The 14,508-nt window shown below is 66.7% G+C and carries 14 protein-coding genes; 1 reads left to right on the top strand and 13 read right to left on the bottom strand.

Features of this window, described 5'->3' with window-relative positions:
• Positions 1-26: 26 nt before the first annotated feature.
• Positions 27-1,886, top strand: coding sequence for an acyl-CoA dehydrogenase (locus O987_RS17390; protein WP_043373747.1), 1,860 nt, complete (start codon positions 27-29; stop codon positions 1,884-1,886).
• A gap of 310 nt (positions 1,887-2,196) precedes the next feature.
• On the opposite strand, the gene O987_RS17385 is transcribed toward O987_RS17390, so the two are convergent.
• From O987_RS17385 to O987_RS17325, 13 genes are read right to left on the bottom strand one after another with little or no spacing between them, the layout of a single operon-like run.
• A complete protein-coding gene (locus O987_RS17385; RefSeq protein ID WP_028240142.1) occupies positions 2,197-2,442 on the bottom strand; it encodes a DUF2274 domain-containing protein in 246 nt (81 codons plus the stop codon).
• Positions 2,439-3,722 carry a TrbI/VirB10 family protein gene (locus O987_RS17380; RefSeq protein WP_028240143.1) on the bottom strand — a complete coding sequence of 428 codons (1,284 nt, stop codon included), beginning with the start codon at positions 3,720-3,722 and terminating at the stop codon, positions 2,439-2,441. Before O987_RS17380 ends, O987_RS17385 begins: the two co-directional genes overlap by 4 nt.
• A 2-nt stretch (positions 3,723-3,724) precedes the next feature.
• Positions 3,725-4,717 (bottom strand): P-type conjugative transfer protein TrbG, encoded by a 993-nt coding sequence (trbG, locus tag O987_RS17375; protein WP_028240144.1) that lies wholly within the window; start codon positions 4,715-4,717, stop codon positions 3,725-3,727.
• The gene (gene trbF / locus O987_RS17370; RefSeq protein ID WP_028240145.1) at positions 4,714-5,418 is read right to left on the bottom strand and encodes a conjugal transfer protein TrbF; all 705 of its coding nucleotides are present in this window, start codon (positions 5,416-5,418) and stop codon (positions 4,714-4,716) included. Before trbF ends, trbG begins: the two co-directional genes overlap by 4 nt.
• Positions 5,419-5,430: 12 nt before the next feature.
• Positions 5,431-6,807: a P-type conjugative transfer protein TrbL gene (trbL, locus tag O987_RS17365; RefSeq protein ID WP_028240146.1), complete on the bottom strand. Its 1,377-nt coding sequence runs from the start codon at positions 6,805-6,807 to the stop codon at positions 5,431-5,433.
• Positions 6,804-7,145, bottom strand: a complete 342-nt coding sequence (locus O987_RS17360) for a hypothetical protein (protein ID WP_028240147.1) — start codon at positions 7,143-7,145, stop codon at positions 6,804-6,806. Before O987_RS17360 ends, trbL begins: the two co-directional genes overlap by 4 nt.
• A gap of 11 nt (positions 7,146-7,156) precedes the next feature.
• Entirely contained in the window at positions 7,157-7,882 is a 726-nt protein-coding gene (gene trbJ / locus O987_RS17355; protein ID WP_028240148.1) for a P-type conjugative transfer protein TrbJ, read from the bottom strand.
• On the bottom strand, positions 7,879-10,332 hold the full coding sequence (trbE, locus tag O987_RS17350; RefSeq protein ID WP_028240149.1) for a conjugal transfer protein TrbE: 2,454 nt from the start codon (positions 10,330-10,332) through the stop codon (positions 7,879-7,881). The genes trbJ and trbE overlap by 4 nt, the downstream gene beginning before the upstream one ends.
• Before the next feature lie 15 nt (positions 10,333-10,347).
• On the bottom strand, positions 10,348-10,620 hold the full coding sequence (locus tag O987_RS17345) for a VirB3 family type IV secretion system protein (RefSeq protein WP_023083647.1): 273 nt from the start codon (positions 10,618-10,620) through the stop codon (positions 10,348-10,350).
• Entirely contained in the window at positions 10,617-11,000 is a 384-nt protein-coding gene (locus O987_RS17340; RefSeq protein WP_003103996.1) for a TrbC/VirB2 family protein, read from the bottom strand. Before O987_RS17340 ends, O987_RS17345 begins: the two co-directional genes overlap by 4 nt.
• Complete coding sequence (gene trbB, locus O987_RS17335; protein WP_028240150.1) at positions 10,997-12,049, bottom strand: P-type conjugative transfer ATPase TrbB; 1,053 nt, start codon at positions 12,047-12,049, stop codon at positions 10,997-10,999. The genes O987_RS17340 and trbB overlap by 4 nt, the downstream gene beginning before the upstream one ends.
• Positions 12,046-12,510: a ribbon-helix-helix protein, CopG family gene (locus O987_RS17330; protein ID WP_043373739.1), complete on the bottom strand. Its 465-nt coding sequence runs from the start codon at positions 12,508-12,510 to the stop codon at positions 12,046-12,048. The genes trbB and O987_RS17330 overlap by 4 nt, the downstream gene beginning before the upstream one ends.
• The gene (locus O987_RS17325; protein WP_043373736.1) at positions 12,507-14,507 is read right to left on the bottom strand and encodes a conjugal transfer protein TraG; all 2,001 of its coding nucleotides are present in this window, start codon (positions 14,505-14,507) and stop codon (positions 12,507-12,509) included. The genes O987_RS17330 and O987_RS17325 overlap by 4 nt, the downstream gene beginning before the upstream one ends.
• Position 14,508 lies beyond the last annotated feature (1 nt).

Genomic DNA, 14,508 nt, shown 5'->3' with positions numbered 1-14,508 from the left:
GTGAAGCCTGTTCTGATAGGTAATCTATGCGCCTGCGTTCCACCATTGACTTTCTGCTCTACGACTGGCTGCAGGCCGAAGGCCTGACCAGTCGCTCACGCTTTGCCGATCATTCGCGTGATACCTTTGATGCGGTGATGGATACCTGCGAGCGCATCGCGCGCGAGAAATACGCGCCCTTCAACCGCACGGTGGATCTGCATGAGCCGCAGTTCGATGGCGAAAAAGTCATCCTGCCTCAATGCACCTATGAAGCCCGCGAGGCCTATGCCGAATCGGGCATGCTCAGCGCGGCCCAGGACTACGAGATGGGCGGCATGCAGCTGCCCTATACCGTGGAGGCAGCGGCCAACTGCTTTTTCGCAGCGGCCTCGATCAGCATTGGTTCGAACATGCTGACCTCGGGCAATGCCAACGCCATCATGGCCCATGGCACCGAGCGGCAGAAAAAAGTCTTTGCCGCCAATGAGTTCAACGGCCGCTGGGCCGGCACCATGGCCTTGTCCGAGCCGCAGGCGGGCTCCTCGCTGTCGGACATCGCCACGCGCGCCGAGCCCGATGGCGTCGAGTACGAGAGCGATGCGCTGGGGCCGCGTTATCGGCTCAAGGGCAACAAGATGTGGATCAGCTCGGGCGACCACGAGATGACCGAGAACATCGTGCACCTGGTGCTGGCCAAGATTCCCGGGGCCGATGGCAAGACCATTGCCGGCGTGAAGGGCATTTCGCTGTTCATCGTGCCCAAGAAGCTGGTCGATGCTGAGGGGCGGCTGACTGGCGAGCGCAACGACGTGGCCCTGGCGGGCCTCAACCACAAGCTGGGTTGGCGCGGCACGACCAATACCTTGCTCAATTTCGGCGAAGGCAGATACCCGGTGCGCGGCCAGCATGGCGGGGGCCTGGATGGCCGCGGCGCGGGTGCGATCGGCTACCTGGTCGGCCAGCCCGGCGAGGGCCTCAAATGCATGTTCCACATGATGAACGAGGCGCGTATCTCCATCGGCATGGCGGCTTCCATGCTGGGCATGGCGGGCTACCACGCCAGTCTCGAATATGCGCAAAGCCGCCCTCAGGGCCGGCCCATAGGCGAGGGCGGCAAGGATGCGAGCCGGCCACAGTCGCGCATCATCGAGCATGCCGACGTCAAGCGCATGCTGCTGGCGCAGAAGGCCTATTGCGAAGGCGCGCTGGCCCTGAACCTGCTGTGCGCGAGGCTGGTGGACGAGCAGTACACCGGCCAGAGTCAGGAGGCGGCAGAAGCCAGGCTGCTGCTGGAGGTGTTGACGCCGGTTGCCAAGAGCTGGCCCAGCGAGTTCTGCCTGGAAGCCAATTCGCTGGCCATCCAGATCCATGGCGGCTATGGCTATACGCGGGACTTCGCGGTCGAGCAGTACTGGCGCGACAACCGTCTGAACATGATTCACGAGGGAACGCATGGCATCCAGGCGTTGGATCTGCTGGGCCGCAAGGTCGTCATGGACGGTGGCAAGGGGCTGCAGCTGCTGGCGGCCCGCATCAACGCCACCATCCAGCGTGCCATGCAGCATGAAAAGCTGGCGAGCCATGCCAACCAGCTGGCGCGCGCGCTGGCCGATGTAGGCGCCGCCACCAAGGCGGCCTGGGCGAGCGGCAATCCCCAGGAGGCCCTGGCCAATGCCGTGCCCTATATGCAGGCCTTCGGCCATATGGTGCTGGCCTGGATCTGGCTGGATGTGGCGCTGGCCGTGCTGGCCATGGACAGGGATCTGGCGATTGCTGCCCATCGCGGCAGCCTGGCGGCGCAGCGCTATTTCTTCCACTACGAGCTGCCGCGCATCGGTGCCTGGCTCCAGGTGGTCAAGGCGCGCGACATGACCTGTGCAGGTATGGAGGAAGAGGCGTTCTAATCCGCGCAGCGCAACAAAAAAGTGCCGGTGTCAAGTCTTTCGTGTAAATCACGAAGGGCTTGAAACCGTATGTGGGGCAGTAGGTTAGCTCTTTTCGGGGCCGCTTTGCAGCACTGCGGCTTCGTGGGCTAGGAGCCACATAAGAGCGTCGGGAGGGGAAGCCGCATCGCACTGTGTCGTGCTTGATTGCCGAGGAACGGCGGGCCTGCCGCATCATCATAGCCCAAGAGGCTTGGCGGCATCCAGAACGAAGAACGCGCAGCCTTGGGGCTGCGCGTTCGATGGATGCGGCGGGCGATGTACGACACCATCATGCCGGCTTCGATGGCGCGCTCCGCGTGGCCGTGCCCTTCCTGAATCCCCTGTCTCCCGCCATGAAGGCTTCCAGCATGTGCGGGATCAGCGTCATGGCATCTACCGCCTCGCCATACGCCTGCGCGTGCAGCGCGGCGTAGCGATCGAGGTCGGCTTTCAGGCTGGCCGGACAGGCGAAGGTCAGCTTGACGCTTTCGGTCTTGGGCAGCGGCCCGAGCCGCAGCTTCTTGGTCGTGCTCATTGCGAAGCCCCCCGGTTGAAGAACAGCGGCTGGTACGGCCGCAGCACAAGATCCCGGTTGACGATGATCCGCACCGGCAGGCCGGGCCGGCTGGTCAGCGTGGGTTGGATGTTCATGTTGCGCCGGGTCATCTCCTGGCCGACCTGATTGATGCTGTCCTGTGCGCTGTCGCGTCCGGCGATGACGATGCGGTTGCCGTCCTGGCGGTTCTCCGGCGCGGCCAGCTCGGCGCCAACGCCCAGCAGCGTCGTCAGCACAGCACCGGCGACGATGCGATCCCAATGCCAGTCCACGTCGTCTTCCAGGCCGGCGTAGCCGGCCGGGTCGGTGCCCACGAGGTTGTCGAGCGTCAGCGAGGACGTATCGGGCAGGATGATCCGGTTCCACACCACCTGCACGCGGCTCTGCCCGTAGCTGACCTGGCTGTTGTAGCGCCCGAGGATGCGCGATCCCTGCGGGATCAGCAGGAACTTGCCCGTGGCCGTGTCATAGACCGGCTCTGTCACCGTGGCGATCACGTCGCCCGGCAAGTCCGACTTGATACCTGTCACCAGCGCGCCGGCGATCACCGTGCTCGCCATCACCTGATAAGGCGATGCCGGCAGCGCCAGGTTGCCGGAATTGCGGGTTTCCGTAGAGCCGCCTTTCAGGAATGCCTCTTTCTGGTCTTGCCGGTTCTGCACGGCGGTCGGATCGGCTGGCTGTGCAGCCACAGAGGCCGGCCCGGCAGCGAGTGGGTCGAAGGCCGCGAGCGCGCTGGCAGCGCCAGGCACCCCCGGCGCCGCCTGCGCCACCGTGGCGGCGGCCTGGCCTTGGCCGCCCGAGCGGAAGAACACCGACGAAGCCGCCGCCGCATCAGCTTCCTTGCGCAAGGCATCCTCGGGATCGTGACCCGGAGGCGTATAGGCCGGTGTCACCGGCTGCTGCGAGTTCACGATGGCCGGGCCAAGATCGCCCGGTAGTGGCGGCCCCAGTTCGGGTGCGGCGGGCGGCAAGGCCGGCAGCTTCGAGTAATCGGTTGGCAGCGCGTCCAGCCCTTCGGACTTCGACACGCGATCGACGTTGTAAAGCTCGGCCTGCTCGCTGGCTCCGCGCCGCTGCGGCTGCAATGACCAGATCGTGGCCCCGAACACGGCGACCGACAGGCCGCCGGCAAGGATGGCCAGCGTGCGCCGATTCAGGCGCGTGACCGGGCGCGGCTGGGCGCGCAGCGCCACCGCCTCGGGCGCTACCTTGCCCGCCTGCGGCGTGGCAAGGTCAGGGGCGTCGTCTTGGCTCATGGTCAGTTCCTCCGCGCAACGCCGTCCGTGCGCTCGATTCGCACCACGTCGCCCTTGTCACTGCCCAGGCGCAGTTCGGCCGCGCCGAACAGCCGATCCACGATGTAGTACGGCGAGCGGAAGCGGTAGTTCACCAGTTGTCCATCGCCCTGCGCGCCGATGACGAACAGCGGTGGCAGCTCGCCTTGCGCGATGCCCGGCGGAAACTGGATATAGACCTTCTCGCCGTCATCGAAGGCGCGCAGCGGCTTCCACGGCGGATTGCTGCCGCTGATCGCGTAGCGGAACCGCAGCTTCTCCAGCGACAGTCCGGTATCGACCGGGGCGGCGGCACTGGCCGCCTGCGCCTGGCGCTGCAATGCCAGCATCCGGTCGCGCGGGTACTCCCATGACGCCGACGCCATCCACGTCTTTTCCGTCGAGGTCAGCTCAAGCAAATAGGTGCGGCGGCTGGTAGTGATGACGAGGTTGGTCTTGAGGCTCGAGCGAATCGGCTTGACCAGCACGTTCACGCGCAACTCGGCGCCGCTGCCGCTGGACGTGTCACCCACGATCCAGCGCACGGTATCGCCGGCGGCTACCGTCACCAGTTCTTCGCCCGGCTGGAGCGAAATCACGGTCACGCGACCCACGGCGGCATAGACCTGATACAGCGCGCCATCGGTGAAGGGCCAGACTTGAATCGCGTTGACGTAGCCCTCGCGCGTGGGTGCGACGCGGGCCTCGGCATTGGCGCGCGAGACGCGCACCTTCTCGTCGGCCGGTTCCGGCGTGGGTTTGGCGTCTTCTGCTTCGGGCGCTGGCTTCAACTGCGCCGGCATCGGCAACACCTCGGGTACGGCCACCACCTCCACCGGCGCGGGCGGCTCGGGCAGCGGCTGAGCCTGCACCGGCTCATCGAGCGAAATCACCGGCGGCGGTTTGCCCTGCGTGGCGCAGCCCGCCAGGGCCGCAAGCATCAGCACGGAAACGTAAATACGGAAAGACAGGTTCATGGCTTGGCTCCTTCGGAAGAATCCAGTTCTCGGCTCCACGACAAGCCGTTGACGTAGATGCCCAGGGGGTTCTTGCGCAGGCGTTCTTCGGTGCGCGGCGGCTGGAGCACGATGGACACCACGGCCGTCCACCGCTCTAGGCCAGCCGCGGCGCCGTTGACGTAGCGGCGTTCCGTCCAGCGCACGTTGAAAGACGTGTCGCTGGCGCGCACGACGCTGGCGATCTGCACTGTCACCGACTCCCTGCCGATGCGTGCGAATGGGTCGTTGACCCGCGCGTAGTCGTTGAGCACGGCTGCGCCCTTGTCGGTCGTATAGTCGTAGGCGTCCAGCCAGTTTTGGCGGACGACGATGGGGTCGATGGACAGCGAGCGCACCAGCGTCACGAAGCGCGCAATGTGGTGCGCGGTCTGCGCATCGTTGGGCCGGTAAGGCGTGGCGGCTTCGCCGACGGCGCGCACCTGGCCCGCGCTGTCCACCTCCACCACGTAGGGCGTCACGATGGACTGCGCCGAGCGCCACACCAGGCCGCCAGCCATCAGCAGCGCGAGTGTCAGGCAACCGAAGGCCATCAGCCGCCAGTTCTTCGCCTGCACGCGCGGCGAGCCGATACGCTCGTCCCATACCTGGCCGGCAGCTTGGTACGGCGTGGCAGGCTGCGGCGTGTCGGCATAGCGCACCTGCGGTTTCTTGAATCGCATTGTCAGTTCTCCTTATGAATCGGAATCGCGCAGGCTCGGCCCCTGGCCGGAGCCGCCGCCGTCGCCGCCGCGCAGCGCATGGGCGGTGGTGGTCGCGGCATGGGTGAGTTGCTGGCGGCGATGCAGCCGCTTGGCCCAAGCGGGCTGTGTATTGGCTGCGCCGGACGTGGCCTCGCCTGCGGCGGCCTGGCCGGATGCTCCGGCTGCCGAGTCGCCGTCAGCCGCCTGGCCGTTCCAACCAGAGCGGAAGGGAGCTGCCATGCGTTGCCCAGCAGCGGAAGCACGGGATGCGATGCCGCGCCCGGCGGACTGCGCGCCGGTCTTGGCGACGTTGCCCAAGCCGGCCATCGCGCCCTTCGCGCCACCGCCTGCGGCGGCGGAACCGGCCTGAAACGCCGAGCGTGCGCTGCTGGCCGTCGAGGCGGCAGCACGCGCGCCGCTGCCAGCGAGCTTGGCGGCGGCAGGCGCCATGCGCGCCCCGGCCATGACGGCGCCGCCTACGCCCGTCGCGGCAGCGCCGACGGCAACGGCCGTGCCGGCGGCGCCGACAGCGGCCCCGGCCATCGCGCCCGCGCCGAGTTGCGGCGCACCGGACACCAGGCCCGTGGCGATACCGGGGCCGAAGATCCCGAGCGCCAGCAAGGTGAGCGAGGCCAGCATGATGACCAGCGCATGGTCGATGGAAGGCTCGGCGGGATGGACTTGGAACTCCGCGAACACGCCCGAACCGATGCCGACGATGACAGCCAGCACCAAGACCTTGACGCCAGACGACACCACGTTGCCAAGCACCTTTTCCGCCAAGAAGCTCGTCTTATTCCAGAGCGCGAAAGGCACCAGCACGAAGCCTGCGAGCGTGGTCAGCTTGAACTCGATCAACGTGATGAATAGCTGGATCGCCAGCACGAAGAAGCTCAAGACCACAATCAGCCAGGCGAGGAACATCACCGTGATGGCGTCAAGATTGACGAACACCTCGGGGAAGCCGGCCATCTCGCCGACTTGCTCCAGAATCGGCGCTCCTGCGTCGATGCCGGTTTTCGCCAGCCGGCCCGGCTGCAAGAAGTTCTCCATCGTGATGGCCGAGCCGGTGGCGGTGATGCCCAGCCCGGCGAAGGAGCGGAACACGATGCCGGCCAGCCAGTTGAAGTTGCCGATGATGTAGGCGAAGGCACCGACGTAGAGCACCTTGCGCAGCAGCTTGGCGATGACGTCCTCGCCCTGGCCGGTGGCGTGGCTCATCGCCCAATACAGTCCGGCGATCGTCATGTCGATGACGATCAGCGTTGCGGTGAGGAAGGCCACTTCGCCCTGCAACAGCCCGAAACCCGAGTCGATGTAGGCGGCGAAGATACTGAGGAAGCGGTCGATGATGGTCACGTCATTCATGGCGCGTCCTCTTGATCGGATGCGGCCGGCGATTCGCTGCCGTCGTCCGATTCGGCCGGTGCATCGAAACTTGGCGGGATCGGCGGCAGGTCGGCCAGCGTCTGGTACTCATCCGGCCCGGCCTGGCCGGAGAAGAAGCGCCGCCGGAAGGCTTCGGCGGCGGCGCGGCAAGCGTCCTCGCCCGTGGCCTGCCGGTCGGCCGCGCATTGCGCGCGCAATGCCTTGAGCCGCACGGGATCGGCGGTCAGGGCATCGGCAAGGTTGTCGGTCGGCTGCTCGCTGCAAGCGGCCAGCAGCGCCACAAGCAGCGAAACCGACAGGGCGAGGACGCATCGCATGGCGGCCTCCGTCAGTTGCCGTAGAAGTCCACGCGCTGCGGCGTGTACGGCGTGCCTTCACCCAGGAAGCGCCGCCGCACCTCGCGGGCGCGTTCGGTGGCCGCCGCCTGCCGCGCCAGCTCCAGCGAGGCGGCCCGGTCTTGCGTGATCTGGAGCCGCTGCGACTGGATCGACTGCTTGGCCTGCAAAGCCAGCAACTGGTTCATGGCCTGCATCGCCTGCAACGCGCCTTCGGCCGACTGGCTCTTGCCCACGAGGTCGGCCAGCACGCTTTCGTCTTCGCCCAGGTTCTGCGATACCTGCGCTTGCATCTGCATGGTGGTCTGCAAGCCGTGGAGCGTGTTCCTCCAACGCTCCTGCGCGTCGCGGTACATCTGGTCGCCGCTGACGGTGGCGGCGTACTGCTCGGGATACAGGCGCGCGAACTCCCGATCCAGATTCGTCACGTCGTAGGCCAGGCCGCGCGCCTGGGCGATTAGCCGCTCGGTCGTCGCCAAATTGGCGCGCAACTGGTTCACCACGCTGGACGGCAGGCTGGCGAGGTTGCGCGCCTGGTTCATCAACATCTGCGCTTCGTTCTGAAGCTGCTGGATCTGGTTGTTGATCTGTTGCAACGTGCGGATCGCGGTCAGCGTGTTCTGCACGAGGTTCGTGGGATCGACCACGACCCATTGCGCATGGGCGGTGGCGGTGCAAAGCATGGCCGCGATGGCGGCGGCGATAAGGCGCTTATTCATGGCAGGTTCTCCAGAGGTTGGTCAGCGAGGGAACCCGGCGCGAGGCCGGGGAACGAGGGCAGCAGGTCGGCCGCCCAATCGAGGCCGCGATGGCGCAGCCAGGCGCCCGCGAAGCCGGGCACGCCGGCGTCCAGCAGCACGCGGTCTATGTCGCGCTGGTCTTGCGGCGTGGAAGCGCCCGCAAACGCCAGAGCCGCCGGCCCCAGGTCGAGTTCGAACAGGCGGTTGCCGAGGCGGGATTGGTAGTAGTAGTCGCGCTTGGGCTGCGCGGTGGCGACGATCTCGATCTGCCGCCTGTTGAGGCCGAAGCCCTCGTAGATCGTGCGAATCTGCGGCTCGGTGGCCTGCGGGTTGGGCAAGAAAATCCGACTCGCGCAGCTCTCGATGATCGCGGGCGCGATGCTCGAATCCTTGATGTCGGCGAGGCTCTGCGTGGCGAAGATGACGCTGACGTTCTTCTTGCGCAGTGTCTTGAGCCACTGGCGGATACGCGCGGCAAACACCGGGTCATCGAGGAACAGCCACGCTTCATCAAGGATCAGCAGCGTGGGCGCCCCGTCGAAGCGTTCATCGAAACGCGCAAAGAGGTAATGCAGCACGGCCATGACGGCGGCCTTGCTGTGCATCAGCTCCTCCATCTCGAAGCACTGCACGTCGGCCATGCCCAGCCGGTCGTGGTCGGCGTCCAGCAGCTTGCCGTGGGCGCCACCCAGCACATAGGGCGACAGCGCTTGTCGCAGCGTGTTCGATTGCAGCAGCACGGAAAGTCCCGTCATCGTGCGCTGCTCCACCGGCGCACCGGCGAGACTTCCCAGCGCCGACCAGATAGCCGCCTTCTCGTCGGGGCCGATCGCCACGCCTTCGTGCAGCAAGCGGCCTTCGATCCATTCGGCGGCCCAGGTGCGGTAGCCCTCACGGTCGATGCGCGCGAGTGGCTGGAAGGCGATTTCGCCATCCGTGCCCAGGTCGTAGTGTTCGCCGCCCAGGCCGAGGATGGCGGCCCGCATGGAGCGGCCCATGTCGAAGGCGAAGATGCGCGAGCCGCGATAGCGGCGAAATTGCATCGCCAGCGTGGCGAGCAAGACCGACTTGCCCATGCCGGTCGGCCCCGCGACCAGCGTATGACCCACGTCGCCGATGTGCGTCACCAGCCGGAACGGCGTGGCGCCGTCGGTGCGTGTCACGATCAGCGGGGGGCCGTCGAGGTGTTCGTTCTTCTCCGGCCCGGCCCATACCGCCGACACCGGCATCATGTGCGCCAGATTCAGCGTCGAGACGATGGGCTGGCGCACGTTGGCGTAAGCATTGCCGGGGAGCGAGGACAGCCAGGCATCCACGGCATTGAGCGTTTCAGGGATGGTGACGAAGCCCCGACCCTGGATGACGCGCTCCACCATGCGCAGCTTCTCGTCTGCGACGGCGGCGTCCTCGTCCATGACGGTGACGGTCGCCGTCAGATAGCCGAAGGCGACTTGATCGCTGCCCAACTCCTGCAAGGCGGCGTCGGCATCGGCGGCCTTGTTGTTGGCGTCGGTATCGACCAGCGGGCTTTCCTGCTGGAAGATCGTTTCGCGCAGCAGCGCGATGACGTTCTTGCGCTTGGCGAACCACTGGCGGCGCAGGCGGGAAAGTTCTTTTTCCGCCTCGGCTTTGTCGAGGCAGAGAAAGCGCGTGCTCCAGCGGTACGCAAAACCGAGGCGGTTGAGGTCGTCCAGAATCCCCGGCCAGGTCGAGGTCGGGAAGCCCCGCACCGACACCAGCCGCAGGTGCTGATCGCCTAGCATGGGCGCCAGGCCGCCGATCAGTGCGGAATCGGTGAGCAGCGCGTCGATGTGGAACGGCACTTCGGGCACGCCGACGCGGTAGCGCCGCGTCGAGATGGTCGCGTGCAGGTAGGTCAGCGTCTGCGCGTCATCGAGCCAGTCAATTTCCGGCATCACGCCGTCGAGCAGGTCAAAGACGCGATCCGTTTCCGCGACGAAGGCTTGCAGCCGCTCGCGCCAGTCCACGCCATTTGTCGGCGTGTTCTCGTAGAGCATCTTGGCTGCACGAGCACGGGATTCCTCCGGCGGCAGGTACACCAGCGTCAGGTGATAGCCGCTCTCGAAGTGATGGCCGGATTCCTCAAACGCGGCCCGGCGTTCTTCCTCCACCAGCCACGAAAGCGGCTCGGGAAACTCCGAGCGCGGATAGTCGGCGGCCGCATGGCGCTCGGCTTCGATGAATAGCGCCCAGCCCGATCCCATGCGGCGCAGCGCGTTGTTCAGTCGCGCCGACGTGGCGATCAGTTCGCCTTGCGTCGCGCTGTCGAGGTCAGGCCCGCGAAACCGGGCCGTGCGCTGGAAACTGCCGTCCTTGTTCAAGACGACGCCCGGCGCGACCAGTCCGGCCCAGGGCAGCCAGTCGGCCAGCAAGGCCGGGCGCTGGCGGTATTCGGCGAGATTCAGCATCGCGGCGTCCTCCCCTCAAACATCCAGCAGCGGCTTGTGTTTGATGTGGCGGGCGAACACGGCCATGAACTGCGGATCAAGGCGCGCGCCCCAGACCGCCAGCGAATGGCCGACGATCCAGAGCACCACGCCCGGTATCCACAATTGCAGGCCCAGCCCGACAGCGGCGGCCAGCGTGCCGTTGGCGATCGCCACGGTGCGCGGCGCACCGCCCAGCAGAATCGGCTCGGTCAGCGAGCGATGCAGCGGCACCTCGAAGCCGGCGGCGAAGGTGTCCGGGGCACTCATACGACGGCCCCGCCGGAGAAGCTGAAGAACGACAGGAAGAAGCTCGAAGCGGCGAACGCGATGGACAGGCCGAAGACGATCTGGATCAGCTTGCGGAATCCGCCCGACGTATCGCCGAAGGCGAGCGCGAGGCCCGTGGCGATGATGATGATGACGGCCACGATGCGCGCCACCGGCCCCTGGATGGATTCGAGGATGGATTGCAGCGGGCCTTCCCACGGCATCGAGGAACCGGCGGCCTGCGCGGTTCCGGCCAGGAACAACAGCAGCGCGGCCAGCAGCAGCCCTTGTCCCGCAGGACGGGCCAGGCAGCGCAGCCGCGCAAGACGCAAAGCCGGATTTGCAGAAAAACGGAAAGCAGGAATGGTCATCTGCGTCATGGCAGTTCTCCAAGTGAGTCAGGGGGTGGGGAAGTCGCCGCAGCGGGTGCGGCATCGGGAAGTGGCTGAAGCTCGGGAAACGGCGTTTCCAGCGCGTCCGCCAGTTGGTAGCCCACTGCGTCGAAGCCGACGACACGGGCGATGCTCTCGATGCGGCGCTTGCGCCCGCGTCCGGCGATGTGGATCACCACGTTGACCGCCTCGGCGATCAGCGCACGGGGCGGATTCACCGCCACTTCGAGAATCAGTTGCTCCAGGCGCAGCAGCGCGCCGAGCGCGGAGCCGGCATGGATCGTGGCGATGCCGCCGGGGTGGCCCGTGCCCCATACCTTGATGAGATCCAGCGCCTCGGCGCCGCGCACTTCGCCAACGACGACGCGATCAGGCCGCAGGCGCATGGACGAGCGAACCAGCTCGGTCATCGACACCACGCCTGCGCGCGTGCGCAGGGGAACGTGGTCACGGGCCGCGCATTGCAGCTCCACCGTGTCTTCGAGCACCAGCACGCGGTCGCCCGTGGCGGCAATCTCGGCCAGCAGCGCATTGGCCAGGGTCGTCTTGCCGCTGCTGGTAGCGCCGGCGATCAAGACGTTCTGCCGCTCGCGCACGGCGCGAACGAGAAAGCCCGCTTGCGCGCTGGTCATCATCCCGTCGATGACGTACCGCTCCAGCGGAATGACGCCGATGGCGCGCTTGCGCAGCGCGAAGGCTGGCCCCGGCGCGGCAGGCGGCAAGATGCCCTCGAAGCGTTCTCCCGTTTCCGGCAACTCGGCCGACAGCAGCGGTTGGCCGCGATGCACCTCCGCTCCGACATGGGCTGCCACGAGGCGGATGATTCGCTCACCGTCCGCTTCGGACAGTTCCACGCCCATCGGCGCCCGACCACTGGAAAGCCGATCCACCCAGAGGGTGCGATCGGGATTCAGCATCACCTCCACCACGTCCGGGTCTTCGAGTGCCGCGGCGATCAGCGGCCCCATCGCCGTGCGCAGCATCTGGAAGCGGCGGTCGAGCGACGTGGCGCTCATGGACTGCGGAACGGCGCTCATGACGCACGCTCCTGCGCTTGCGCGGCTGCCGCCGCGTCTTCCATCCGCATCGGGTCGGGATGCAGTTCTTCCACCACGTCGCGCACCAGGCTGCGCCCGCGCAGCAGGTGCCGGCCCAACTGTTCAACGAACTGCTCGAAGCGCGCTTTGCCTTGGGCGCGGGCGGCCTCTTGGTGTGCCTCGGGGACTGGCGTGCTGACCGTGAGGTAGTAGCGAATGAACAGCGCCAGCGTCTCGATCTGGATGTTCTGGTCGCGCTCCAGGCGTTCGGTTTGGCGCGACAGGCGATCCAGCCGCTTGGCGATAGCCGCTTCGCGCTGGTCGGCGGCATCGGGCGACAGCCACGATGCGAGCGCCGCCGCGACGATGGACGACTTGGACACGCCTTTCTTGGCGGCCAGCTCGTCCAGGCGCTTGGCGTGCTCCGGCTGGATAAAGAGATTCAGGCGATATTGGCTCATAGCTCGATTCCGTCGTTGGGGTCGAGGGAAGCCAGCCGGGCCGTGCGCTGCATGGCTGGATCGAACTGGCGAGGAAGGGGAAGCGGCAGGTCGTCGTCGTCATCGAGCAGCCCAAGGTCGGCCGCAGGCGCGGCAAGCTCGGGGTCGTAGGCGACGGTTTCGGAGAGTTCGGGCTGACGGCGTGGGCCACCGTCATCGGCGGAACCCAGGCCATCAGCGGATGCCGCGGCGGGTGCGGTGGGCACGGCGGGAATCGCCAACCCGCTCCAGTCGTCGGGCCGCAATGGCGGCGCGTCGGCGTACTGCCCATCCGCCAGCGCGGGCGGTGGCAGCACGCGACGCTTGAAATTGGCGTCCGCGTAGTAGCGCAGCTTCTTGGCCTTGATCGGTGCCACGCTGGACACCATCACCACGGCCTCGTCAGGTGGAAGCTGCATGACTTCGCCCGGCGTCAGCAGCGGGCGCGCGGTTTCCTGGCGCGACACCATCAGGTGGTCTAGCCACGGCGCGAGCCGGTGGCCGGCATAGTTGCGCTGCGCGCGCAGCTCGGTGGCCGTGCCCAGCGTCTCGGAAATCCGCTTGGCGGTGCGCTCGTCGTTCGTGGCGAACGTCACGCGCACATGGCAGTTGTCGAGGATGGAGTGGTTTTGCCCATACGCCTTGTCGATCTGGTTGAGCGACTGCGCGATGAGGAAGCTGCGGATGCCGTAGCCCGCCATGAAGGCCAGCGCCGTCTCGAAGAAGTCCAGGCGCCCCAGCGCCGGGAACTCGTCGAGCATCAACAGCAGCTTGTGGCGGCGCGCGATGCCATCGGAACCGTCGAGCGATTCGGTGAGCCGCCGCCCGATCTGGTTGAGGATCAGGCGAATGAGGGGCTTCGTCCGCGAAATGTCCGAAGGCGGCACCACCAGATACAGCGACACCGGATGTTCCGCAGCGATCAGGTCGGCGATGCGCCAGTCGCAGCGCGAGGTGACTTCGGCCACCGTGGGATCGCGGTAAAGGCCGAGGAACGACATGGCCGTGGACAGCACGCCCGAGCGTTCGTTGTCGCTCTTGTTGAGGACTTCACGCGCCGCCGATGCGACGACCGGATGCGGCCCGTCGCCGAGGTGCGGCGTGGTCATCATCCGGTGCAAGGTCAGCTCGAACGGGCTGGCCGGATCGGAGAGAAAGTTGGCGACGCCGCGCAGCGTCTTGTCCTCGCCGGCGTAGAGCACATGCAGGATGGCCCCGACCAGCAGCGCGTGCGAGGTCTTTTCCCAATGGTTTCGCTTCTCCAACGCGCCTTCGGGATCGACCAGAATGTCCGCGATGTTCTGCACGTCGCGCACTTCATGCGCGCCACGCCGCACCTCCAGCAGCGGGTTGTATGCCGCCGACTTCGCATCGGTCGGGTTGAACAGAAGGCAATGGCTGAATCGGCTGCGCCAGCCGGCGGTGATCTGCCAGTTCTCGCCCTTGATGTCATGGATGACGGCCGAGGCCGGCCAGGACAGCAGCGTCGGCACCACCAGGCCGACACCTTTGCCCGAGCGCGTGGGCGCGAAGGTCAGGACGTGTTCCGGGCCTTCGTGACGCAGGTACTGGCGATCGTGCTGGCCGAGGAACACGCCGGCCGGCTGTGTGAGGCCGGCCTTGCGAATGTCATCCGCGTTCGCCCAGCGGGCCGAGCCGTAGGTCGTGACCAGGCGCGATTGCCGCGAGCGCCAGATCGACATGCCAATCGCCACCAGCACGGCAACAAGACCGCTGCCGCCCGCGATGGCGCCGCCGGTGTCGAACACGCGCGGCGCGTAGGCGTCGAAGAAGAACCACCACTCGAACAGCCGCCACGGGTGATAGACCGGCGTGCCGAAGAAATCAAACCAGGGCGAGCCAAGGCGTAGTTGGTAGCCAAGGGCCGCTGCTGTCCATTGTGTGGCGCCCCACACGCCGGCGATCACGATGCCGAATACCACGGCGATCTGACCGAACAGCACGTTCGTCCCTTGCATG

This window comes from Comamonas testosteroni TK102 (genome assembly GCF_000739375.1).
GTDB lineage: Bacteria > Pseudomonadota > Gammaproteobacteria > Burkholderiales > Burkholderiaceae_C > Comamonas > Comamonas brasiliensis.
The sequence above is the reverse complement of the archived record's forward strand: the minus strand, read 5'-3'. Positions and strand labels throughout refer to the sequence as shown.

Bases quoted from the DNA above. Each gene is read 5' to 3' on its own strand.
- O987_RS17340 (WP_003103996.1), bottom strand. From the start codon at position 11,000: ATGACGCAGATGACCATTCCTGCTTTCCGTTTTTCTGCAAATCCGGCT.
- O987_RS17390 (WP_043373747.1), top strand. From the start codon at position 27: ATGCGCCTGCGTTCCACCATTGACTTTCTGCTCTACGACTGGCTGCAG.
- O987_RS17325 (WP_043373736.1), bottom strand. From the start codon at position 14,507: ATGCAAGGGACGAACGTGCTGTTCGGTCAGATCGCCGTGGTATTCGGC.
- trbG (WP_028240144.1), bottom strand. From the start codon at position 4,717: ATGAACCTGTCTTTCCGTATTTACGTTTCCGTGCTGATGCTTGCGGCC.
- O987_RS17385 (WP_028240142.1), bottom strand. From the start codon at position 2,442: ATGAGCACGACCAAGAAGCTGCGGCTCGGGCCGCTGCCCAAGACCGAA.
- O987_RS17330 (WP_043373739.1), bottom strand. From the start codon at position 12,510: ATGAGCCAATATCGCCTGAATCTCTTTATCCAGCCGGAGCACGCCAAG.
- trbL (WP_028240146.1), bottom strand. From the start codon at position 6,807: ATGAATGACGTGACCATCATCGACCGCTTCCTCAGTATCTTCGCCGCC.
- trbJ (WP_028240148.1), bottom strand. From the start codon at position 7,882: ATGAATAAGCGCCTTATCGCCGCCGCCATCGCGGCCATGCTTTGCACC.
- O987_RS17345 (WP_023083647.1), bottom strand. From the start codon at position 10,620: ATGAGTGCCCCGGACACCTTCGCCGCCGGCTTCGAGGTGCCGCTGCAT.
- O987_RS17360 (WP_028240147.1), bottom strand. From the start codon at position 7,145: ATGCGATGCGTCCTCGCCCTGTCGGTTTCGCTGCTTGTGGCGCTGCTG.
- trbE (WP_028240149.1), bottom strand. From the start codon at position 10,332: ATGCTGAATCTCGCCGAATACCGCCAGCGCCCGGCCTTGCTGGCCGAC.
- O987_RS17380 (WP_028240143.1), bottom strand. From the start codon at position 3,722: ATGAGCCAAGACGACGCCCCTGACCTTGCCACGCCGCAGGCGGGCAAG.
- trbF (WP_028240145.1), bottom strand. From the start codon at position 5,418: ATGCGATTCAAGAAACCGCAGGTGCGCTATGCCGACACGCCGCAGCCT.
- trbB (WP_028240150.1), bottom strand. From the start codon at position 12,049: ATGAGCGCCGTTCCGCAGTCCATGAGCGCCACGTCGCTCGACCGCCGC.